20 protein-coding genes are annotated in these 22,249 nt (G+C 70.7%); 14 read left to right on the top strand and 6 right to left on the bottom strand.

Going from position 1 to position 22,249, the window contains the following annotated elements; all coding sequences use genetic code 11:
• Nucleotides 1-22 precede the first annotated feature (22 nt).
• Nucleotides 23-760 (top strand): DNA repair protein RecO, encoded by a 738-nt coding sequence (gene recO, locus FLP10_RS00940; RefSeq protein WP_149159161.1) that lies wholly within the window; start codon nucleotides 23-25, stop codon nucleotides 758-760.
• Nucleotides 757-1,578: an isoprenyl transferase gene (locus tag FLP10_RS00935; protein ID WP_149159160.1), complete on the top strand. Its 822-nt coding sequence runs from the start codon at nucleotides 757-759 to the stop codon at nucleotides 1,576-1,578. The genes recO and FLP10_RS00935 overlap by 4 nt, the downstream gene beginning before the upstream one ends.
• 48 nt (nucleotides 1,579-1,626) lie before the next feature.
• Here FLP10_RS00935 and FLP10_RS00930 read toward each other — a convergent pair whose 3' ends face one another.
• Complete coding sequence (locus FLP10_RS00930; RefSeq protein WP_168209070.1) at nucleotides 1,627-2,532, bottom strand: serine hydrolase; 906 nt, start codon at nucleotides 2,530-2,532, stop codon at nucleotides 1,627-1,629.
• Nucleotides 2,522-3,472 carry a LysR family transcriptional regulator gene (locus tag FLP10_RS00925; RefSeq protein ID WP_168209069.1) on the bottom strand — a complete coding sequence of 317 codons (951 nt, stop codon included), beginning with the start codon at nucleotides 3,470-3,472 and terminating at the stop codon, nucleotides 2,522-2,524. The genes FLP10_RS00930 and FLP10_RS00925 overlap by 11 nt, the downstream gene beginning before the upstream one ends.
• 73 nt (nucleotides 3,473-3,545) lie before the next feature.
• Between FLP10_RS00925 and bla the strand changes: the two genes are divergently transcribed.
• The 3 genes from bla (at nucleotide 3,546) to FLP10_RS17340 (ending at nucleotide 5,388) form a co-directional block, all read left to right on the top strand.
• Nucleotides 3,546-4,499 carry a class A beta-lactamase gene (gene bla, locus FLP10_RS00920; RefSeq protein ID WP_149159157.1) on the top strand — a complete coding sequence of 318 codons (954 nt, stop codon included), beginning with the start codon at nucleotides 3,546-3,548 and terminating at the stop codon, nucleotides 4,497-4,499.
• 83 nt (nucleotides 4,500-4,582) lie between these two features.
• Nucleotides 4,583-5,245 carry a DsbA family oxidoreductase gene (locus FLP10_RS00915; protein WP_149159156.1) on the top strand — a complete coding sequence of 221 codons (663 nt, stop codon included), beginning with the start codon at nucleotides 4,583-4,585 and terminating at the stop codon, nucleotides 5,243-5,245.
• The gene (locus FLP10_RS17340) at nucleotides 5,242-5,388 is read left to right on the top strand and encodes a hypothetical protein (protein WP_168209068.1); all 147 of its coding nucleotides are present in this window, start codon (nucleotides 5,242-5,244) and stop codon (nucleotides 5,386-5,388) included. Before FLP10_RS00915 ends, FLP10_RS17340 begins: the two co-directional genes overlap by 4 nt.
• 156 nt (nucleotides 5,389-5,544) lie before the next feature.
• Here the strand turns inward: FLP10_RS17340 and FLP10_RS00910 are convergent, their stop codons facing one another.
• On the bottom strand, nucleotides 5,545-6,027 hold the full coding sequence (locus tag FLP10_RS00910; RefSeq protein WP_149159155.1) for an aminoacyl-tRNA deacylase: 483 nt from the start codon (nucleotides 6,025-6,027) through the stop codon (nucleotides 5,545-5,547).
• 94 nt (nucleotides 6,028-6,121) lie between these two features.
• Here FLP10_RS00910 and dusB point away from each other — a divergent pair, with 94 nt between their 5' ends.
• Genes dusB through dnaG form a run of 3 tightly spaced genes read left to right on the top strand, consistent with a single transcriptional unit; the run spans nucleotide 6,122 to nucleotide 10,473 of the window.
• A complete protein-coding gene (gene dusB / locus FLP10_RS00905) occupies nucleotides 6,122-7,279 on the top strand; it encodes a tRNA dihydrouridine synthase DusB (protein WP_149159154.1) in 1,158 nt (385 codons plus the stop codon).
• A 1-nt stretch (nucleotide 7,280) separates the two neighbouring features.
• On the top strand, nucleotides 7,281-8,540 hold the full coding sequence (locus FLP10_RS00900) for a deoxyguanosinetriphosphate triphosphohydrolase (RefSeq protein ID WP_149159153.1): 1,260 nt from the start codon (nucleotides 7,281-7,283) through the stop codon (nucleotides 8,538-8,540).
• Nucleotides 8,541-8,583: 43 nt separating this feature from the next.
• Nucleotides 8,584-10,473, top strand: coding sequence for a DNA primase (gene dnaG / locus FLP10_RS00895; RefSeq protein WP_149159152.1), 1,890 nt, complete (start codon nucleotides 8,584-8,586; stop codon nucleotides 10,471-10,473).
• 19 nt (nucleotides 10,474-10,492) lie between these two features.
• Here dnaG and FLP10_RS00890 read toward each other — a convergent pair whose 3' ends face one another.
• The 3 genes from FLP10_RS00890 to FLP10_RS00875 form a co-directional block, all read right to left on the bottom strand.
• Nucleotides 10,493-11,074 (bottom strand): TlpA family protein disulfide reductase, encoded by a 582-nt coding sequence (locus FLP10_RS00890; protein WP_149159151.1) that lies wholly within the window; start codon nucleotides 11,072-11,074, stop codon nucleotides 10,493-10,495.
• The gene (locus FLP10_RS00885; protein WP_149159150.1) at nucleotides 11,074-11,565 is read right to left on the bottom strand and encodes a hypothetical protein; all 492 of its coding nucleotides are present in this window, start codon (nucleotides 11,563-11,565) and stop codon (nucleotides 11,074-11,076) included. Before FLP10_RS00885 ends, FLP10_RS00890 begins: the two co-directional genes overlap by 1 nt.
• A 91-nt stretch (nucleotides 11,566-11,656) precedes the next feature.
• Nucleotides 11,657-14,365, bottom strand: a complete 2,709-nt coding sequence (locus tag FLP10_RS00875) for a peptidase M6 (RefSeq protein ID WP_210418450.1) — start codon at nucleotides 14,363-14,365, stop codon at nucleotides 11,657-11,659.
• Between the two features lie 423 nt (nucleotides 14,366-14,788).
• Here FLP10_RS00875 and FLP10_RS00870 point away from each other — a divergent pair, with 423 nt between their 5' ends.
• The 6 genes from FLP10_RS00870 (at nucleotide 14,789) to FLP10_RS00845 (ending at nucleotide 22,227) form a co-directional block, all read left to right on the top strand.
• Nucleotides 14,789-16,423 (top strand): ABC transporter substrate-binding protein, encoded by a 1,635-nt coding sequence (locus tag FLP10_RS00870; protein ID WP_149159149.1) that lies wholly within the window; start codon nucleotides 14,789-14,791, stop codon nucleotides 16,421-16,423.
• Nucleotides 16,424-16,508: 85 nt separating this feature from the next.
• Nucleotides 16,509-17,606, top strand: a complete 1,098-nt coding sequence (locus tag FLP10_RS00865) for an ABC transporter permease (RefSeq protein WP_149159148.1) — start codon at nucleotides 16,509-16,511, stop codon at nucleotides 17,604-17,606.
• Between the two features lies 1 nt (nucleotide 17,607).
• Nucleotides 17,608-18,681 (top strand): ABC transporter permease, encoded by a 1,074-nt coding sequence (locus FLP10_RS00860; RefSeq protein ID WP_149159147.1) that lies wholly within the window; start codon nucleotides 17,608-17,610, stop codon nucleotides 18,679-18,681.
• Nucleotides 18,678-20,366 carry a dipeptide ABC transporter ATP-binding protein gene (locus FLP10_RS00855; protein WP_149159146.1) on the top strand — a complete coding sequence of 563 codons (1,689 nt, stop codon included), beginning with the start codon at nucleotides 18,678-18,680 and terminating at the stop codon, nucleotides 20,364-20,366. Before FLP10_RS00860 ends, FLP10_RS00855 begins: the two co-directional genes overlap by 4 nt.
• A complete protein-coding gene (locus FLP10_RS00850; protein ID WP_149159145.1) occupies nucleotides 20,366-21,223 on the top strand; it encodes an ATP-binding cassette domain-containing protein in 858 nt (285 codons plus the stop codon). Before FLP10_RS00855 ends, FLP10_RS00850 begins: the two co-directional genes overlap by 1 nt.
• Nucleotides 21,220-22,227, top strand: a complete 1,008-nt coding sequence (locus tag FLP10_RS00845) for an NAD(P)-dependent oxidoreductase (protein WP_246150095.1) — start codon at nucleotides 21,220-21,222, stop codon at nucleotides 22,225-22,227. Before FLP10_RS00850 ends, FLP10_RS00845 begins: the two co-directional genes overlap by 4 nt.
• The last annotated feature ends 22 nt before the right edge of the window (nucleotides 22,228-22,249 follow it).

Below are 22,249 nucleotides of genomic sequence, written 5' to 3'. Positions count from 1 at the left end.
CTGCAGGTGGGAGAATCGCAGGGTGCCGGTCTACCGAGATGAAGCCGTCGTGCTGCGCACCCACAAGCTGGGCGAAGCCGACCGCATCGTCACCCTGCTCAGCCGCCGGCATGGCAAGATCCGGGCCGTCGCGCGAGGCGTGCGCCGCACGGCGTCGAAGTTCGGCGCGCGGCTCGAACCGTTCATGGTCGCCGACCTGCAGCTCTACGAGGGCCGCACGCTCGACGTCATCACGCAGGCCGAGTCGCTCGGCAGCTACGGCGCCGAGATCTCGCGCGACTACGCCGCCTACACGGCCGCGAGCGCCATGGTCGAGACGGCTGATCGCGTCACCGAGGCCGAAGGGTCGCTGCAGCAGTACCTGCTGCTCGTCGGGGCCTTGCGCTCGCTCTCGCGGCGCGAGCACGGAGCCGGGCTCACACTCGACTCCTACCTGCTGCGCGCGCTCGCGCTGGCGGGCTGGGCGCCGACCTTCCAAGACTGCGCGCGCTGCGGTGCGCCGGGCCCGCACAGCGCGGTGGTCGTGCAGGTCGGCGGGGTGGTGTGCGATGATTGCGCGCCGCCCGGCACACCCCGCATCGACCCGGCGACCGTGGGCCTGCTCGGGGCGCTGCTCAGCGGCGACTGGGCGTCGGCCGAGGCATCCGGCGAGCGCGATCGCAATCAGGCCAGCGGCATCGTCGCGGCCTACACCCAGTGGCATCTCGAGCGGGGGCTGCGTTCGCTGCCGCACGTGAGCAGAGGAGCATCCGAGCAGTGAGTCCCAAGCCGTACACCCACAAGGATGCGGTGCCGTACCGCCCCCTCGACTGGACGGGGCTGACCCCGCCGGCGCTGCCGAAGCAGGCGGTGCCGAACCACGTCGCGATCGTGATGGACGGCAACGGGCGCTGGGCGAACCGACAGGGCCTCACCCGCATCGAGGGGCACAAGGCGGGCGAGGAGGTGCTGCTCGACGTCGTCGCGGGTGCGATCCAGGCGGGCGTGAAGCATCTGTCGGTGTACGCCTTCTCGACCGAGAACTGGAAGCGCTCACCCGACGAGGTGCGGTTCCTCATGGGGTACAACCGCGATGTGCTGCACCGGCGCCGCGACCAGCTCAACGAGTGGAACGTGCGCATCCGCTGGGCCGGCCGCAAGCCGCGGTTGTGGAAGTCGGTCATCGACGAACTGCAGTATGCCGAGCGGCTGACCGCCGGCAACACCGGCCTGCAGTTCACGATGTGCGTGAACTACGGCGGGCGCAACGAGCTGGTCGACGCGGTGCGGGCGATCGCCGACGACATCGCTGCGGGTCGGATCCGCCCGTCGGCGGTGTCCGAGAAGCTGATCGGGCGGCACCTCTACGTGCCCGACATGCCCGACGTCGACCTGTTCGTGCGCAGCTCGGGCGAGCAGCGCACCTCGAACTTCCTGCTCTGGCAGTCGGCGTATGCCGAGATGGTGTTCCTCGACACGCTCTGGCCCGACTTCTCGCGCGTCGACCTGTGGCAGGCGATCGAGCTGTACGCGAACCGCAACCGTCGCTTCGGCGGTGCCGTGGACGCGCCCACGGATGCCCCGTCGGCGAGTTCGTAGGCCCGCCCCCGTCGGGCCGGAGCCCGCCGCGAAGCGGTACGCGGCGTGTCAGGTCGCCGCCGCCCGAACCCGGTCGTGCAGCAGGCTCGCCGCCGCGCCGAGCGCTTGCTCTGCGGCCGGCTGACGCTGGGCCGGCACCGACGACTCGCTGAGCACGGCGATCGCGAACACTCCGCCGTCGCGGTGCTCGATCACCCCCACCTCGTGGCGCAGGTGCAGGAAGGTGCCGGTCTTCGAGAACCACTCCGCATCGTCGGACTCGAGGTCGGGCGCGAGACGCTGACGCACGAGATTGCCGCTGAGCAGGCGTCGCAGCGGTTCGCGTTCGCGCGCGAGCGCGGGGTCGCCCCAGATGCGCTCGAGCAGGTCGACGAGGGCGCGCGCGGTGCCGGCGTTGGCGCCCGTGACGTCGAGCTGCGGGATGAGGTGTCCGCCGCCCGCGGTCGACGCGGCGATCGCGAGGGCCAGCGCCTGCGGCCGCTCGTCCTCGGAGAGGCGGCTCGCGAGCGTCTCGTGCAGGTCGCGGATGCGGTGCCGCACCGTGATGCCCTCGACGCCGACTTCGCGGAGCACCGCGGTGACGGCGTCGGGCGAGCATCGGTCGAACAGGGCGTCGGCGGCGGTGTCGTCGCTCACGCACATCGCGAGCGAGAGCAGGTCGCCGATCGCGATCTCGGCGGCGTACTCGAACCGGCAGGTGCCGGTCGGGCCGGGCGTGCGACGGCCGGGGTCGAGCCGCACCGGCTCGGCGAGGTCGAGGTCGCCCGTTTCCGCAGCCCGCAGCACGGCGAGCGCGAGCGGCAGCTTCACGATCGAAGCGAGTGGATACGGCGCGTCGGCACGGTGTGCGAGCTCGCGCCCGGTCGCGAGGTCGCGCACGAGGATCGATGCGGTGAGTCCGGCGTCGTCGAGGACGCGCGCCGCCTCGCGGACGACGAGGAGCTCAGCCTGCACGATGCGCACCCTCGGTCGTGGGGTCGGCGATGCCTGCCGGCAGGGGTGCGGCGACCGCGCCGACGAGCGCCGGCGCGAGGTCGCCGACGGCGTCCGTGAACCGCCGGGCGAGCTGATGATCGCGGTGGGCGAGCGCATACCCTCGGCGCAGGTGCAGGTCGCCGAGCGGATGCCACGTCAGCCTCAGCGCGCGGGCTTCGGCCGATGTGCACAGCACCAGGTCGTCGTCGGCGATCACCCGCGCCACGGCCGCGGTGAGCGACCGTTCCACGGCGAGTTGCCCGGGCGAGAGCCCGGCACCGTTTCGGGCCCGCTCGAGCCGGTCGCGAACCTGGGGCACGTCGTCCTCGGGCTGCAGGCGGATGCGGCGCACGCTCGAGGATCCCCGCCGCGGGCGGATGGCCGCGAGGAAGAACGGATGCTCCGTGGCATCCGTCGCCGCCGTACCCACCCCGAGCGGCGCCGACCAGCTCGCCCGATCGGGCTCGACGTGTTCGAAGGCGAGCTGTGCGCGACCGGTGGAGAGCCAGGCGGCACGTTCGCGAGGCGTGCCGCTCACGGCCTCGACGCGCATGGAGGGCGTGGCCGCCGCCGCCGCCGCGATCGCGTGCGCGGCTGCGGCACCGCCGTCGATCGGATGCGGCACCGCGACCGCGATGGGGAGGTTCCGCGCCTGCCCGGCGTCGTCGGCGAGTTCACCGGCCGCGGTGACGAGCTTCACGGCGCTCGGCAGGACGCTGCGCCCGAACGCGGTGAGCGCGACCCGGCGCGAGGAACGCTCGAACAATCGACCGCCGAGGTGCGCTTCGAGCGCCGCGACCCGACGGCTCGCGACCGATTGCGAAACGCCGACCGCGGCTGCGCCCGAGGTGAAGCTCTCACGATCGGCGACCGCGACGAATGCCTCGCAGGCGGCCGCGAGGTCGAGGCTCTTGGGCATGCATGCCAGTGTTGCATCGATACGACCATGAGGTGCTTTGCATGCATGCGGTGGGTCTCGTGAGACTGCCGACATGACCACTCGATCGCAGCACCCCGCTTCGGCTCAGCCCTCGCTCTCGCGCCGTTCGCTTCTCGCCCTCGGCGGCCTCACCGCCGCCGGCGCCGTCGTGGCGGCGGGTGGCGCCGGCACTGCGTGGGCTGAGACCACGGCCCCCTCCACGACCCTGCTCGGCACGACGGGTGCGCTCCGCCGGCTCGAGCGCGAGACGTCCGTCACGATCGGCGTGACCGCGGTCGTGCACGGCACCGAACGCGTCTTCCGGTACCGCGGCGGCGACCGGTTCCCGATGTGCTCGCTCTTCAAGGTGCTCGCTGCGGGCGCGCTCGTGCGGGCGCGCGGCTACGACGACGGGTACTGGACCAGGGCGATCCCGTACACCGACGCCGACATCGTGCGCGACTCGATCGTGCTCGCCACCAAGCAGCCGCAGCAGGCGACACCCGGCGAACTGGCCGATGCTGCGCTGCGGTTCAGCGACAACACCGCGGGCAACCTGCTGATGCGCGAGCTCGGCGGGCCGGCCGCGATCACCGCGTTCGCGGCCGAGCTCGGCGCCACCGCGACCCGACTCGACCGGTGGGAGCCCGACCTCAACGCGGCGATCCCCGGCGACTTGCGTGACACGTCGACGCCCGATGACATCGCACGCATGTACGAGGCGCTGCTGCTCGACGATGCGGCCGGCGTGCTCGCGTCGTCGCGGCTGCGGGAATGGATGCTCCGTAACGCCACGTCCGGCACGCGTATGCGGGCCGGGCTGACCCCGCCGTACGAGCTGGCCGACAAGACCGGCGGCGGCGACTACGGCGTGGTCAACGACGCGGGGGTGCTGTGGCGTCCCGGTCGGACTCCGCTCACGCTCGCGATCATGACCCGCGCCGACCGCGCGGATGCGGTGCGCAATGACGACGTCGTGGCCCGCGCCACCCGGATCGTGCTCGGCGATCGCGTGCTCGGCGGCTGAATCCGCCCGCCGGTGCGCTGACGGGTTCGCGAACCGGCGCACCGGCGGGAATACGAACGCATGGATGTCTCGTTGCCCTTGACGTGACTTCCCCCATCAAGATCGACATCTGGTCCGACATCGCCTGCCCGTGGTGCTACATCGGCAAGCGCCACCTCGAGGCCGGCATCGCCGCGCTGGGCGATGACGCGCCCGACGTCGAGATCGAGTACCACTCGTTCGAACTCTCGCCCGACACGCCGCTCGACTTCGAGGGCTCGACGGTCGAGTACCTGTCGGAGCGCAAGGGCATGCCGGTCGAGCGCGTCGAGCAGATGCTCGAGCACGTGACCGGCGTCGCGGCCAAGGCGGGCCTCGAGTACCACTTCGAGAAGGTCGCGCACACCAAGACCCTGAAGGCCCACGAGCTGCTGCACTTCGCGAAGGCGCACGGCAAGCAGCTCGAGCTGAAGGAGCGGCTGCTGAAGGCGTACTTCACGGAGGGCGGCCGGGTGAACCGCATCGACCAGCTCGTCGGGTTCGCGGCCGAGGTCGGCCTCGACGCCGACGACGCGCGCGAGGCGCTCGAGTCGGGCCGCTACGCCTCCGACGTGCAGGCCGATATCGCGCAGGCGGGTGCGTACGGCATCCAGGGCGTGCCGTTCTTCGTCTTCGAGGGCAAGTACGGCGTCTCAGGCGCGCAGCCGGCCGAGGTCTTCGCCAACGTGCTCACGCAGGTGGCCGGCGAGCAGGAGCGGGTCGCGTGAGCGAGCCGGCGGATGCCTCGGTGACGGATGCCTCGCGACCGGCGCCGTTCACGATGGTGACGGGCGACCCCGCGGCCATGGTGTGCGAGGGCGACGTCTGCTTCGTGCCGGCACCCGACGGCGCTGCCGATCCCCGCGACTGATCGCCTCGCGCTGCGCCGTACAAGGTCGAATTGCGTGATGGAGTGAGGTCGAGGACGACCTCAGTCACGCAAATCGACCTCGCACGGCAGAAGCGGGGTGCGCGGGGGAGGGGGTGCGCGGGGGAGGGGTGCGCGGGCGAGGGGGGTGCGCGGGGGCTACTCGGGCTCGCTGATGTCGGCGACCGTCGCGTCGAAGGCAGTGATGAGGGCGTCGGCGTCGACGAAGAGGCTGCGTCCGTGCTCGCCGGCGCCCATCGAGACCCGGCGCCCGACCACGGACTCGTCGACGATGACCGGCCACGCGGTCGTCGAGCCGAGCGGAGTGATCGTGCCGCGTTCATAACCGGTCGCGGCGAGGGCCAGCGAGGCATCCGGCAGCTGCAGTTTGTTCACGCCGAGCAGAGCACGCAGCTTCGGCCAGCTGATCTTGCGCCCCCCGGGCACGAGCGCGAAGACGTAGGTGTCGTCGCTGCGCTTCACGACGAGCGACTTCACGATATCGCCGGGCTCGATGCCGAGGATCGAGGCGGCCTCCTCGAGACTTCGCGCCGCGGGCCGCTCGATGACCTCGATGTCCAGGCCCCTGGCTGCGGCATCCGCCCGCACTCGCTCGGCGCCGGTCGGCGATCCGTCCGTCATCTCGTCCTCCCCAGGTGTGCGCTTCTCGCATCCTAGGCGCGTCGCGACCCTCGATCGGCCGCGAGCCTGCAGAAGTCTGGGAGAATCGGAGGCGATGTCACTTCCCAGCACCGCCACCCGCGACCCGCTCTCCATCGGCGGCATCGAGCTCGACGTGCCCGTCGTGCTCGCGCCGATGGCGGGCATCACCAACACGGCGTTCCGCAGGCTCTGCCGCGAGTTCGGCGCGGGCCTCTACGTGAGCGAGATGATCACGAGCCGAGCGCTCGTCGAGCGCACGCCCGAGTCGATGCGACTCATCACGCACCACGAGTCCGAGACGCCTCGGTCGATCCAGCTCTACGGCGTCGACCCCAAGACGGTCGCCGACGCGGTCACCATGCTCGTCGCTGAAGACCGGGCCGACCACATCGATCTGAACTTCGGATGCCCCGTGCCGAAGGTCACCCGCAAGGGCGGGGGAGCCGCGCTGCCGTGGAAGTCGGGGTTGTTCCGCGGCATCGTCGAGGGCGCAGTGAAGGCGGCGGGCGACATCCCGCTGACGGTGAAGATGCGCAAGGGCATCGACGCCGATCACCTCACCTACCTCGAGGCGGGCCGCATCGCCGAGGGCGCCGGTGTCGCGTCGATCGCCCTGCACGCGCGCACGGCCGCCGAGTTCTATTCGGGCCAGGCCGACTGGCCGGCCATCGCGAAGCTGAAAGAGACGGTCACGACCGTGCCCGTGCTCGGCAACGGCGACATCTGGTCGGCCGACGACGCCCTGCGCATGGTCGATGAGACCGGGTGCGACGGGGTCGTGGTCGGTCGCGGATGCCTCGGGCGGCCGTGGCTCTTCGGCGATCTGGCCGCGGCGTTCCGCGGTGAGCAGCGCAAGGCCGAGCCGAGCCTCGGCGACGTGGCGCGCACGTTCCGGCGGCATGCCGAGCTGCTGGTCGAGTTCTTCGACAGCGAAGAACGCGGGTGCCGAGACATCCGCAAGCACGTGGCCTGGTACTTCAAGGGCTACCCGGTGGGCGGCGAGCTGCGGGCGAAGCTCGCGACCGTCGAATCGCTCGCCCATCTCGACGATCTGCTGGGCGAGCTCGACTGGTCGATGCCGTACCCGGGCGAGGGCGCCGAGGGGCCGCGCGGCCGGGCCGGCACGCCGAAGCAGCCCGCGCTGCCCGACGGCTGGCTCGACTCGCAAGAGCTCGTCGGCCACGACCGCACGACGCTCGTCGACGCCGAGCTCGACACGAGCGGCGGCTGAGTTGCGCGAGCGACGACTGTTCGGCGGCTACGACGACGCCGATCACGAGAGGCGACTGCCCGAAGAGCACTCCTCGCGGCGCAGCGACTTCGCCCGCGACCGCGCACGCCTGCTGCATTCGAGCGCGCTGCGCCGGCTCGCCGCGAAGACGCAGGTGCTGAGCCCGACCGCGGGCCTCGACTTCGCCCGCAACCGGCTGACGCACTCGCTCGAGGTCGCGCAGATCGGTCGCGAGCTGGCGGCGAACCTGGCGCTCGACCCCGACGTGGTCGACACCGCCTGTCTCGCGCACGACCTCGGGCATCCACCGTTCGGGCACAACGGCGAGAAGGCGCTGAACGCGTGGGCGGCCGACATCGGCGGCTTCGAGGGGAACGCGCAGACCTTGCGCATCCTCACGCGTCTCGAGCCCAAGGTGTTCGATGACGACGGGCACAGCTACGGGCTGAACCTCACCCGGGCCAGCCTCGATGCGAGCTGCAAGTACCCCTGGCCCGAGACCTCGGGCGTGCCCGACCCGTCGGGGCGACGCAAGTTCGGCGTCTACGAGGACGATCTCGAGTCGTTCCGCTGGCTGCGGCGGGGTGCGCCCACCCGGCGGCTCTGCATCGAGGCGCAGGTCATGGATCTCAGCGACGACATCGCATACTCGGTGCACGATTTCGAGGACGCGATCGTGAACGGCTACCTCGACGTCGCGGCGCTCGGCGCCCGCGCCGACCACGACGAGCTCGTCAGGTCGATGTACGCGTGGATCGGCGGGTCGATCCCGCACGACGAGCTGATGGCCGCGTTCGACCGACTCGAGTCGCTCGACGTGTGGCTCCGAACGTGGGATTCGAGCCGGCGCGACCAGGCGCGGTTGAAGAACCTCACCAGCCAGCTCATCGGCCGGTTCGCGCACGCCGCGACCGAGGCGACTCGGGCGGCGTTCCCGCTCGCGAGCCTCATCCGGTTCGACGCCGACGTCGTCGTGCCGCGCAGCATCCAGGCCGAGATCGCGGTGCTGAAGGGCATCGTGGCGACGTTCGTGATGTCGCGCAACACCCGACAGCCGATCTACGAGCAGCAGCGCGAAGTGCTGACCACGCTCGCGGACGTGCTCTCCGATCGCGGGCCCGACGTGCTCGACCCCGGCTTCGCCGAAGACTGGTCACTCGCCGCCGATGACGCGGCCCGCCGACGCGTCGTCGTCGATCAGGTGCAGAGCCTCACGGATCAGTCAGCCCTCGCCTGGTACGAGCGGCTGGTGCAGCGGTGATCGCTCCGGCCGTGCGCCGGCCGCGCGGGCCTAGGATGTGACCATGCCCGGCCGGATTCGACAATCAGACGTCGACGAGGTCAAGGCCCGCACGAACATCGCCGATATCGTCGGCGAACACGTGAGCTTGAAGTCCGCGGGCGTCGGCTCGATGAAAGGACTCTGCCCGTTCCACGACGAGCGCAGCCCGAGCTTCCATGTGCGCCCGGGTCTCGGCTACTACCACTGCTTCGGCTGCGGCGAGTCGGGCGACGTCTACACGTTCCTCCAGCGCATGGACCACGTGACGTTCAGCGAGGCGGTCGAGCGGCTCGCCGGCCGGCTCGGCTACCAGCTGCACTATGAAGACGGCGGCCCGGCGCAAGACCACGGCAACCGCGCCCGGCTGCTGGCGGCGAACCAGGCGGCCGCCGAGTACTTCGTCGAGCAGCTCGGCACCGCCGAGGCCGAGGTCGGTCGCCGGTTCCTCGGTGAGCGCGGGTTCGACGCCGACGCGGCCACGAGATTCGGCGTCGGCTTCGCGCCGAAGAGCTGGGACCGCCTGACGAACCACCTGAAGGGCCGCGGCTTCACCACCGACGAGCTCGCCGCCGCCGGGCTCGTCTCGCAAGGCGACCGCGGCGTGTACGACCGATTCCGGGGGCGCCTGGTCTGGCCGATCCGGGATGTCACCGGTCAGACCGTGGGGTTCGGCGCCCGACGCCTGCTCGACGACGACAACGGCCCGAAGTACCTCAATACCCCCGAGACGGCGCTGTATCGCAAGGCCCAGGTGCTCTACGGCCTCGACCTCGCCAAGCGCGACATCTCGAAGTCGCACCGCGTGGTGGTGGTCGAGGGGTACACCGACGTGATGGCGTGCCACCTCGCCGGCGTCACGACCGCGATCGCGACCTGCGGCACCGCGTTCGGCGTCGAGCACATCAAGGTGCTGCGCCGGGTGCTCGGCGACGACTCGGGCGTCGGCGAGGTCGTGTTCACGTTCGACGGCGATGCGGCCGGCCAGCAAGCGGCGATGCGCGCCTTCGCCGAGGAGCAGCGGTTCCAGGCGCAGACCTACGTCGCGGTCGCCCCCGACGGGCTCGACCCGTGCGACCTTCGCCTGTCGCGCGGCGACCGTGCGGTGCGCGACCTCGTCGAGACCCGCACCCCGATGTTCGACTTCGTGATCCGCCACACCGTGACGAAGTTCGACCTCGAGACGGTCGAGGGCCGCGTCGGTGCGCTGCGCGCGGCGGCGCCGATCGTCGCCGACCTGCGCGACCCCGCCCTGAGGCCCGGGTACACGCGCGAGCTCGCGCGCATGCTCGGCATGGAGCTCGGCGAGGTCGAGCGCGCTGTGCGCACCGCGCGCGGTCAGTCGCGCAGCGCTGCGCCGGGTCGGCAGGGTCGCGACGAGGCATCCGGCGAGGCATCCGGTCGCGATCGCGGCGGCGAGGCCCGTGCGGATGTCGCGGTGCGCCCGTTCTCGATCACCGAGCTGCCCGGCGACCCGTCGACGCGGCTCGAACGCGACGCGCTGCAGGCGATGCTGCAGTATCCAGAATCGGTCGGCGACGAGCTGATCCGCCGGGCGACCGACAGCCGATTCGGCAACGAGACGCTCGCCGTGGTGCGCGACGGCATCGCCTCGACGCTCGCCGCCGACGGCTCGGTGAAGGTCGATCGGGTGATGGCCGAGGTGCCGGCGCCCTACGCCGGGGTGGTGCAGCAGCTCGCGGTGGCCCCCGTGCCGCAGCGCAGCACCGCCGAGCTCTCGGTGTACGTCACGGGCGTGGTGGGGGCGCTGGTCGAACGCGAACTGCTGCGCCAGAAGCGCGAGCTGCTCGGCCGGCTGCAGCGCACCGACGCGGCCGATCGCGAGACGTACGCGACGATCCAGCGCGCGCTCGTCGATATCGAGCGCGAGCGGCGCGCGTTCGCCGGAGATTGAGGCGACGGCCGAGCCTGCGTCAGCCGCGCTGGATGATCCGGTCGAGCTCGGCGCGCAGCTTCGTCTCGTCGGCGCCGCCCGGCCAGAGCTTCACGAGACGACCGTCGGCGTCGATGAGCGCGGTCATGGGCGGCTCGTCGACGGCGTACGAACGCCAGATGCGCAGGTCGGGGTCGTGGATGACGGGCTGGTCGACGCCGAGCTCGTCGAGATGCTCCAGCAGGTCGTCGGCGCCGTCGGCGGGGTCGCCCGCGACGAGCACGACGGTGAGCGCGTCGCCGTAGTCGCGCGCGATGCCCGCGATGACGCCCTGCTGCTCGTCGCAGCGGGTGCACCAGGACGTGATGAACTGCAGGACCGCCGGGCGCTCGCCCCACAGGTCGTCGCCGTCGACCGTGGTGCCATCGACGAGCTTCGCATCGATCGCGGGCGCGTTCGGCGCCGTCTCGGTCGCGGCGAATGTGATGTCGCCCGGAACCGGGCCGGGCAGGCGGTCGGCGCCGCCGCGGGGGCCGGAGGTGCAGCCGGCGAGCGTGAGCGCGAGCAGCACTGCGGTCGCAGCGGCGGTGATCGAACGGGAGACTCCGGGGTGGAGGGGCATCAGCGGTCTCCGGTCTCGAGAATGGCGTTGGGGTCGGCGAGCGGCGGCACTGCGATCGGCGGGGTGTCGGTGTCGAGGTAGCGGTAGGTGCCGGCTGCGCGTCCGTCGATGGTGACGGCGTACTCGGTGTCGGCGGTGAGGCCGGGCACGTCGAGCCGGAATCGACAGGCCGTCGGGATGCGAGGGGCGGCTCCGTAGTCGAGGTCGTCGATGCGCACCGCCTCGCCGTCGGGCAGCTCGACCGCGAGGCGTTCGTCTGCGTGCTCGAGCACGAGCTCGGAGCCGCGGTGGATGTGCTGGTAGGGGCGTGCACCCGAGCAGGCGTCGCCCGCGACCCGCAGCTGCGCGTCGCGCACGAGGAGGTCGACGGTGGCAGCGTCTGGGCCGCCTCCGGTGGAGCCGGCTCCGGCGGGCTGAGCGGCGCATCCGGTGAACGCGAGCGCGGCTGCGGTCGCGACCACGGCCGCGATGCGGGGGAGGGATCTGGTCATGGCTGGAACTCCGAGGTGTTGCGGGGGCGTGACGGGTGCCCGGGACGGGTGCCTCCCCGCTTCAGCGAGGAGGCACCCGTCCACGTCGACGCTAGTTCAGTGTGAACGTGAGCGTCGTGGCGTTGCCCGCCACGTCGTACACGACGAGCGTGTTCTCGCCGACGACACCGCCGAACGCGCCGGGCTTCACGAAGTTGAGATCACTCCACGCGTTGTCCGTAAGATCCTTCACCACCCCGTTCAGCGTCAGCTTGTCGATCTTGCCGGCGTCGAAGAGCTTGAAGCTCACCAACGAGTACACGCCGTCGGCGCCGGCCGTCTCGTTCGCGCCCGTCTTCACCGTGACCGTCGGCGCCGTCGCGTCGATCGAGAACGCGAACGTCCCGGTCTTTGCGATGTTGCCGGTGAGGTCTTCGGCGTTGTACTTGACGGTGTAATCGCCGTCGGGCAGCGCGACCGTGGCGACGTGCGTGGCGCTCGAGGCGCCGTTCGCCGCGGTCTGCGTGCTCTTGAACAGCGTGCCGTCCTTGTAGATGTTCGCGACGACGCGCTTCAGCGCGTAGTTGTCGGTCGCATCGACCTGGATCGACAGCGCCTGGAACGGCCCGGCGGTGGTCGGGGTGACCAGGGTCGCCACCGGCTTGACCGCGTCCACGAGCGAGGTCGTGGTCGAGGCCGTCGCAGCCGGGTCGCTCTCGGAGGTCACGGTGACCGTGACGGCCGGAACGGCCGAGGGAACGCCCTCGCCCTCGTACGCGAGGTACACGGGCACGTCCTTGGTCGCCCCGGTGCCCAGCGCGACGAGCGCGTTCGGCAGCTGCACGCGCCATCCGGCCGCCTCGCCCTGGATCGCCGCGGCGACCCGGTAGACGTCACCGTCGGAGAGCGCGTCAACACCGGCGGCACCGGTGTTCGTCACCGGAACCGTCAGGCCGATCAGGCCGCTCTCGGTCGAGCCCGAGGAGACGGGCTGGCCGAGCGCGACACCGCGCGCCTGCGTCGAGGTCGACGTCAGCGAGCGGATGGCCACGTCGTACGACAGCAGCCCCTGCTCGTCGCGCTCCACATCGGTGATGTAGAAGTGCAGGCCGTTGGCCTCGTCGACGTACTCGTACTCCGAGCCGGAATCGGTTCCGGCGTGGAAGAGGGCGTCGTTGAGCTGGCGCTGGTCACCGCGGGTGATCATGACGGGCGTGCCGTCAGGGCGGACGTAGTCGACGGTGTCGATGTCCTGCGGGTTGGCGTCGATCGTCCAGATGAAGGGGTTCGAGTCCCGGTTCTTCGTCTTCGCGATCATGACCCCGTGGTCGGGCTGGAACGAGTCCGTGCCCATGCGGTCGATCACCTCGAGCGTGTAGTTGTCGAAGTTGCCGCCGTCGCAGTTCCACGTGGCGTTGCCCTCGGCGTCCCTGCCCTGACGGGTGCACGAGCCGGTCGAGTTGTCGGCGGGGGCCGAGTCGGGCTTGTCGAGCACGAGGTTCACACCCGTCGTCAGCCCTTCGCCCATCACCGCACGCGACGTGATGCGCGTGCTGACGAGTCCGACCTGGTCGAGGGTCTCCTCGGGCAGGTTCACGTACTCGGACTGGTCGATGATGTTCAGGTTGATGCGGTTGCGAAGCGCGACGCCCGCGGGCTGCGATCCACCGGCGATCGACGGAACGCTCCACCGCTGGTGCGTGCCGCCCGGGCCGTTGAACGAACCGCGCGCGAGCACGTCGAACGGACCGCTGGTGTCGCGCAGCGGGCCGCCGTCGGCGCCCTCGGTTCCGTACGGGTTGCCGTAGTTGTCGGAGATCCCGAGGATGTGGCTGAACTCGTGCGCGAACGTACCCATGCCCGACGACTCCGCCTGCGTGGAGTTGCCGGCCCGCCCGCCGGACGCGAAGTTCGCGTTCGGCCAGTGGTTGATGGCGGCCTGCCACGAGGTCCACGGGATGTACCGCGTCTTGGCCCAGTTCTTCATCGGCTGACCGTTCTGGTCGAGCGCCACGCCGTTCTCGTCACGCGGCGGACCGAAGTCGTCGGTGACGTCCTCGGGGTTCTCGAACAGCATCTGGCCGAACTCCTCCCACGTCGAGGACTCGTCGTGGCCGGCGGTGATGTAGAACACCTGGTCGAATTCGCGCAGCGGGTCGGGAACGCCCATGTCGGCGCCCCACAGCGAGAGCGCGTCGGTGCGGATGTTCTTGTTGCAGCTGAGGCCCTGCGGGCAGTACGCGCGGTTGCCCGCGGCGCCCGGGTCCTTGTTGAACGAGTCGTTCAGGCCGTACTCCTCGATGTTGCCGGGGAGCTTGTACGGACCGAACGCCTCCATCTGCACGCTCAGGCGACCGCCCGACTGCTCCATCCAGTACTCGTTGATGGTGCGGCCGTGGTTCAGCTCGTTCGGCGTGTTCAGCAGGTCGAGGTAGAACTGCGGAACGTCCTCGCGGTCGAGGCCGTTCGCGATCGACGACGGGTCGCCGAACGGGTGGGCGCCCTCCTCTTCGGTCACGAGGAACGGCTGGTTCTCGAAGTCCAGCAGCACGATCGCGCCGTTGAATTGCCGGGTGCTGCCCTCGGTGTCGTTGGCCCAGTCGGTGCCCGGGACCGGGACGTAGTCGTCCCAGGTCATGTCGTCCATGTTGACCCAGTTCTGCGGATCGATCGGATCGAGGACCGCAGGGTCGACGGGCGGGGGAGCGGCCGGCGCGGCGACGGCGGCCGTGGTAGAGGCGGCTGCCGCGGCAAGCACACCGGAGGCCGCGACGAGCGCGACTCCGGTCCGCAGGCGACGGCGACGTTGCATCCTGCTCAATTCAGCTCCTTCTTCATCGGGGCCGCCGACGGGTGCCGGCGACCCGTGTCCGCCGACCGGAGTCGGCGATCCGCTCCCGGTGGTGCACGAGAGGACCGGATTGTTCGGGAGCTTGGCAGGAGGCGGCGAGGTAATGCATCACATTCCGCGAAATCCATGTGTGGGAATCGAGGAAGGGTATTCGTCGAAATCTCCAACGGTTTCATTCCCGTAACACGTCTTCTGTCCGAACGATCGTCCGTGCTACCTCTAGTGGAACGGAGTCGGGTCGACCGCGCGGAGCAACGTTGCAGATCGATAAACATTGCCGGCGCGACCGCCCCCTCCGAAGGGTGTTCCCCGGGGCCTGTGCTAGGCCTGAACCAGCAACGGCGTGGCTGCCCCGGCCACGTGCGTCGAATCCACAGGAAGAGGTAGACGGATATGGCATCCGCATCCCAGACCGGCCGCGGCATCGCCGTGGTCGCCGGGCTCTCGGTCGCCGCTCTCGCTCTCGCCGGCTGCAGCGCCGGCGGCGGCGGCGGCAACGAGGGCGGCGGCGCGAGCACGCTGACGATCGGCACGACCGAGCAGGTCACCGCGCTCGACCCGGCCGGCTCGTACGACAACGGCTCGTTCGCCGTCATGAACCAGGTGTACCCGTTCCTGCTGAACACCCCGTACGGCAGCCCCGACGTCGAGCCCGACATCGCGGAGTCGGCGGAGTTCACCTCCGACACCGAGTACACGGTGACGCTGAAGGAGGGCCTGAAGTTCGCGAACGGCAACGACCTGACCTCCTCCGACGTCAAGTTCACGTTCGACCGCCAGCTCGCGATCGCCGACCCGAACGGTCCCTCGTCGCTGCTGTACAACCTCGACAGCGTCGAGGCGCCCGACGACCTCACGGTCGTGTTCAACCTGATCTCGCCGAACGACCAGATCTTCCCGCAGATCCTCTCGAGCCCGGTGGGCCCGATCGTCGACGAAGAGGTCTTCTCGGCCGACTCGGTCACGAGCGATGACGACATCATCGAGGGCAAGCCGTTCGCCGGCCAGTACACGATCACGAGCTACTCGTTCAACGAGCTCATCGCGTACAAGGCGAACCCCGACTACAACGGTCTGCTCGGCCCCGCCGAGACCGAGACGGTCAACGTCAAGTACTACACCGACGCGTCGAACCTGAAGCTCGACGTCCAGGAAGGCAACATCGACGTCGCGAACCGCACGCTGAGCGCGACCGACATCGAAGACCTGCGCGGCAACGACAACGTGAAGGTCGTCGACGGCCCCGGCGGCGAGATCCGCTACCTGGTCTTCAACTTCAACACGATGCCGTTCGGCGCGACGACCGCCGAGGCCGACCCGGCCAAGGCGCTCGCCGTCCGTCAGGCGATCGCCGACCTGATCGACCGCGACGCGATCTCGGAGGACGTGTACAAGGGCACCTTCACGCCGCTGTACTCGTACATCCCGGCCGGCCTCACCGGCGCCACCGAGTCCCTCAAGGGCCTCTACGGCGACGGCAACGGTCAGCCCGACCCCGACAAGGCGGCCGAGCGGCTCGCCGCGGCGGGCGTCTCGACGCCGCTGGACATCTCGATCCAGTACGTCGCCGAGCGGTACGGCCCGTCGTCGGGTGATGAGTACGCGATCATCAAGGACAACCTCGAAGAGAGCGGCCTGTTCACGGTCAACCTGCAGTCGACCGAGTGGGTCCAGTACTCGAAGGACCGCGTCGCCGACCTCTACCCGGCCTATCAGCTGGGTTGGTTCCCCGACTACTCGGACGCCGACAACTACCTGACGCCGTTCTTCCTCACCGAGAACTTCCTGGCGAACCACTACGACAACCAGGAGGTCAACGACCTCATCCTGGAGCAGGCCGTCACGGCCGACCCCGACGCGCGCACCGCGCTCATCGAGGACATCCAGGACAAGGTCGCGGCCGACCTGTCGACCATCCCCTACATGCAGGGTGCTCAGGTCGCCGTGGTGGGCAAGGACGTCAGCGGCACCGAGAAGACGCTGGATGCCTCGTTCAAGTTCCGCTACGCCGCGCTCTCGAAGGGCTAGGCCGGCGCACTAGAGTCGATCCATCGACCGACGGGGGCGACCCGCGACTGCGGGTCGCCCCCGTCTCCTGTTTCCCGAGGACCCAATGACTGCACTCGACAACCCGACGGCGGTCGGCGGCGCACCCGGTGGCGCCCGACCGACCCGAAGCAGATCGGGTGGTGGCGGCTTCGGCCGCTATCTGCTCATCCGCTTCCTGCTCATCTTCCCGACCATCTTCATCCTCGTCACCCTCGTCTTCTTCCTGATGCGGCTCACGGGCGACCCGATCACGGCGGCGCAGGGCGGGCGACTCAGCCCCGACCAGCTCGCCGCCCTGAGGGAGGCGGCCGGATTCGACCGTCCGATCCTCGTGCAGTACCTCGAGTACCTGGGGCAGGTCGTTCGCTTCGACTTCGGCACGACATTCACGACGAACCAACCGGTCATCGAGGTGCTCACCACCTACGGCCCGGCGACGTTCGAGCTGGTGTTCTACGCACTCATCGTCGCGTTCGCGGTCGGCATCCCGCTCGGCCTTCGTGCCGCGTACAAGCGCGACCGCCCCGAAGACGCCGTCTACCGGGTGCTCGCGATCTGGTGGTACGCGGTGCCGGTGTTCTTCGCCGGCCTCATCCTGAAGCTCGTCTTCGCCGTCTGGCTGAAGTGGCTGCCGGTCGCCGGGCGCTCCAGCGTCGGCACCGAGATCCAGATGCAGACGCTGCCAACGCGAACCGGGTTCTACACCATCGATGCGCTGCTCACCGGCGACCCGGCCGCGATCGGCGACGTGCTGGCGCACGCCGTGCTGCCGGCGATCACCCTGGGCCTCTTGACCGCCGGCATCTTCCTGCGGCTCGTGCGCACCAACGTCATCGGCACCCTCGCCACCGACTACGTCGATGCGGCGCGCTCGCGCGGCGTGCGCGAGACGCGCCTGCTGCGCAAGCACGCCTACCGGCCCGCGCTCATCCCGATCATCACCGTCATCGGGCTGCAGATCGCACTGCTGCTCGGCGGCGCGGTGCTCACCGAGACCACATTCGAGTGGCGCGGTCTCGGGTTCCAGATGGCGGAGTTCCTCGAGAACCGCGACTTCATCGCCGTGCAGGGCATCGTCGCCCTGCTCGCCGTGATCGTCGCGCTCACGAACTTCGTCGTCGACATCCTCGCCGCCTTCATCGACCCGAGGGTGAGGTACTGACATGACCGCCACCATTCCCGTCGCGGTGCCCAAGCGCCGCCTCGTCGACCGGATCCCGGTCGTGCACCAGCTGCGTCAGAGCGTCGGGCTCCAGCGCGGCATGCTGGTCGCCGGCCTGATCATGATCGGCGTCTGGCTCGTCACCGCGGCGCTCGCGCCGGTGCTCGCCCCGTACGGGTTCGCCCAGCGCACCGCCGACGGGCAGAAGTTCGGCACCCAGCAGCCGCCGTCGGCCGAGCACTGGTTCGGCACCACCGTCGGTGGCTACGACGTGCTCTCGCGGGTGATCTGGGGCACCCAGACCGCGCTGCTCGTGGTGATCGTCGCGCTCGTGCTGTCGATCGTCGTCGGCGTGCTCCTCGGCCTGTTCTCGGGGTACTTCGGGGGCTGGGTCGACCGGCTGCTCGTCGTCATCTGCGATGCGATCTACGCGTTCCCGTCGCTGCTGCTGGCGATCGTGCTGGCGATCGTCGTCTCGAAGGGGCAGTCGAACCTCTGGGGCGGCGTGATCGCCGCAGCCGGGTCGATCACCGTCATCTACGTGCCGCAGTACTTCCGGGTCGTGCGGGCCGAGGTCGTGCGGATCAAGGGCGAGGCCTTCGTCGAGTCGGCGAAGGTGCTCGGGGCGTCCAACGGACGCATCATCTTCCGGCACGTGTTCCGCAATACGACCCGCACCCTGCCGCTCATCATCACGCTGAACTCCTCCGAGGCGATCCTCACGCTCACCGCGCTCGGCTTCCTCGGCTTCGGCATCGAGCCGACGGCCGCGGCCGAGTGGGGCTTCGACCTCTCGAAGGCCCAGTCGGATGTCACGAGCGGCATCTGGTGGACCGCGGTCTTCCCGGGTATGGCGATCGTGATCACGGTGCTCGGCATCACGCTCGTCGGCGAGAGCCTGAACGACCTCGCCGACCCGCGTCTGCGCGGTCGCCGGCGCGTCGCGCAGGCCGCCGGACAGGTCGCCGCCACGTCGGTCGTCCCGGGCGGTACGCTCACCGCGGGCCCCGGCGGCATCGACGGGCTCGAAGGCGGAGAGACGATCGAGGATCACGGAATCGAGGTCAGGCCATGAGCATCGTCAGCATCGAACGGCTCGGCGTGTCGTTCGCGACCGACCAGGGCGCCGTGAAGGCGGTCGACGACGTGAGCCTCCGCGTCGAGCCGGGCGAAGTGCTCGCGATCGTCGGCGAGTCGGGCAGCGGCAAGACCGTGACCGCGAAGACGATCCTCGGGCTGCTGCCCGAGACCGCCACCGCGAGCGGCGCGGTCATCCTCTCGAACCGCGAGGGCACGCACCGGCACGATATCGTCACGCTCGACGGCGCGGCGCTGCGCGCCGTGCGCGGCACCGACGTCGCGATGGTGTTCCAGGAGCCGTCGACCGCGCTGAACCCCGTTTTCACGGTGGGGTGGCAGATCGCCGAGGGCTTGCGGGCGCACGGCGAGTTCTCGAAGGCCGAGGCGCGCGAGCGGGCGATCGACATCCTCCGCAAGGTCGGCATCCCCGACCCCGAGGAGCGCGTCGACCACTACCCGCACCAGTTCTCGGGCGGGCAGAAGCAGCGCATCGTGATCGCGATGGCGCTCGTGCTGAACCCCGGCCTCATCGTCGCCGACGAGCCCACCACGGCGCTCGACGTGACCGTGCAGGCCGAGATCCTCGACCTGCTGCGTCGCTGCCGTGACGAGTTCGGCAGCGCGATCGTGCTCATCACCCACAACATGGGCGTGGTCGCCGACCTCGCCGACCGGGTCGCGGTCATGTACCAGGGCAGGGTCGTGGAAGAGGCCGACGCGCGCACGCTGTTCGCGTCACCGCAGGACGAGTACACCAAGGCACTGCTGGCCGCCGTGCCGTACGTCGGCCACGGCACGGTCAAGGCCGCCGCGCGTGCCGCGGCGCGCACCGAGGAGTGGGCGACGTCGACTCCGGTCGTCTCGGCGCAGGGGCTCACGATCGAGTACCCGGGGCGGTTCGGCCGGGCGCCGTTCCAGGCGGTGCGCGGCGTCGACTTCCTCATCCGCCCCGGCGAGGTGCTCGGCCTGGTGGGGGAGTCGGGGTCGGGCAAGACCACGATCGGCCGCGCGATCGCCGGGCTCACGAAGGCGACGGGCGGCTCGCTCCAGGTGCTCGGCCACGAGATGGTCGGCATCCGCGAGCGCGAGTTCCGCCCGGTGCGAAGCCGCATCGGATTCGTCTTCCAGGATCCGGCGACGAGCTTCAACCCGCTGCTGACGATCGCCGACTGCGTGGCAGAGCCCCTCATCATCCACGGTCGCGCACGCGATCCGCGATCCGCCCGTCGGCGCGTCGACGAGCTGCTCGAGGCGGTGCAGCTGCCGCGCTCGTACGGCGACCGGTTCCCGCACGAGCTGTCGGGCGGCCAGCGCCAGCGTGCGAGCCTCGCGCGGGCGCTCGCGCTCGAGCCCGAACTGCTCATCGCCGACGAGCCCACCTCGGCGCTCGACGTGTCGGTGCAGGCGCGCGTGCTCGAACTGTTCGCCGAACTGCAGCGCGAGTTCGGGTTCGCCTCGCTCTTCATCAGCCACGACCTCGCCGTCGTCGACCTGCTCGCCGACCGCATCGCGGTGCTCTACCGCGGTCGACTCGTCGAGGAGGGCACGGGCGAGGAGGTGCTCGGCGCGCCGAAGGACCCGTACACCCAGCGGCTGCTGGCCTCGCTGCCGGTACCCGATCCCGTGGCGCAGGCCGAGCGTCGGGAACACCTGTGGGCGCTCAAGGAGGCGGAGCGCTGATGTCGGCGCCGGCGCACGGCCACCCCGTCGTGGTGAGCGACCTGTCGGTCGAGTACCCGTCGCACGGCGCGAGCCCTGCGCACGTGGCGCTGCGCGGCATCCAGTTCCGCCTCGCGCCCGGCGAGGTGCTGGGCGTGCTCGGCAGCGCCGGAAGCGGCAAGTCGACGCTCGCCCAGGTGCTGTCGGGGCAGTTCCTCGAGCCGCGCAGCGGCGAGGTGCGTCCCGTGCTGACCGGCGGCGAGGTGCGCGTGCTCGGCACGAAGCTGCAGCCGATGACGCGCCGCCGGCTTGCGGAGCTGCGGTTCCACGTCGGATACCTGGCGCAGGACGCGGCGACCACGCTGCCGGCCGAGTTCACGGTGGCCGAACTCGTGGGCGCGCCGATCCTCGAGCGCGATCGCCGCTACGAGCGGCGCGCGCTCGCGAGCCGGGTCGCGACGCTCATCGACGCGGTGCGGTTGCCGCTCACCGTGCTCGACCGCTACCCGTACGAGCTGAGCGGCGGGCAGCGCCAGCGGGTGGCGCTGGCCCGAAGCCTCGTGCTCGGGCCGTCCCTGCTCATCGCCGACGAACCGACCGCCGGCGTCGATGTGACCGTGCGCGACGCGGTGGCAGGTCTCATCGGCGAGCTCCGCGAGGCACGCGCCTTCTCGGCCATCGTGGTGAGCCACGACCTCGCCGTGCTCCGACGCATCACGAACCGGGTCGCCGTGCTCGACCGCGGCTCGCTCGTGGCGCTCGGCAGGATCGACGAGGTGTTCGCCGATCCCATCCACCCGTACGTCCGCGCGCTCGGTGCCGCGCTCGACGAGGGGCGCGCCGCGATCGGCGAGCGCGACTCCGGGTCGGCTCGGTGACCGCGGCTCGACCCCGCCACCACGCCGTCGACGGGGCTGCGACGCGTCGCGCCGCGACCCCGCCGCCGATAGCCGGGCCGGTGGCCGTGCTGCCCGACGCCGAGCCGTCGATCGTCGAGGCGGTGCGACTCGGGGGCGGCAGTATCGGCGCGCTCGACGACGCGACGCGGGGCATCGTGTGGGTCGCAGCAGACGGCGACGGTGCGCTCGAGGCGGTGCTGGCGAGGCATCCCGGTATCGAATGGGTGCAGCTCCCGTGGGCGGGCGTCGACGCCTTCGCCCAGGTGCTCGCTGCGGAAGCATCGCACGGCAGTCGCCGTATCTGGACGAGCGCGAAGGGCGCGTATGCGCAGCCGGTCGCCGAGCACGCGCTCGCGCTGGCGCTGGCCGTGCTGCGCGAGTTCCCGATGCGTGCGCGCGCCACGACGTGGCAGGCCGACGAGCGTGGGCGATCGCTGTTCGGGGCATCCGTGACCGTGCTCGGCGCGGGCGGCATCGCGGTCGAGCTGCTGCGGCTGCTCGAGCCGTTCGGCGTGCGCACGACTGTCGTGCGGCGCGACGGCGCCTCGCGCGTGCCGGGCGCCCATGCGACCGTCGGATTCGACCGGCTCGGCGAGGCGCTGGCCGACGCCGAGGTGCTCTTCGTGGCGGCTGCGCTCACCGAGCAGACGCGCGGGATGATCGACGCCGACGCGCTCTCGACCCTCCCCGAGGGCGCGGTCGTGGTCAACGTCGCGCGCGGCGCGATCATCGACGCAGCAGCGCTCGACGCGAGCCTGCGCGCGGGGCATCTCGGCGGCGCGGGACTCGACGTGACCGATCCCGAGCCGCTCCCGGCGGGTCATCCGCTGTGGTCGGCGCCGAACTGCCTGATCACCCCGCACGTCGCGGACACCGTCGAGATGACCACGCCGCTGTTCGCTCGGCGCGTCACCGAGAACACCGCCGCGTTCGTGTCTGGCGGACCGTTGCGGGGCGTCGTGGATCCCGTGCTCGGGTACTGATTCGGCGCCGCTCATGAGGCGG

Origin of the sequence: Agromyces intestinalis (genome assembly GCF_008365295.1) — a bacterium.
Taxonomy (GTDB): domain Bacteria; phylum Actinomycetota; class Actinomycetes; order Actinomycetales; family Microbacteriaceae; genus Agromyces; species Agromyces intestinalis.
This window is presented reverse-complemented; position numbering and strand designations above follow the sequence as displayed.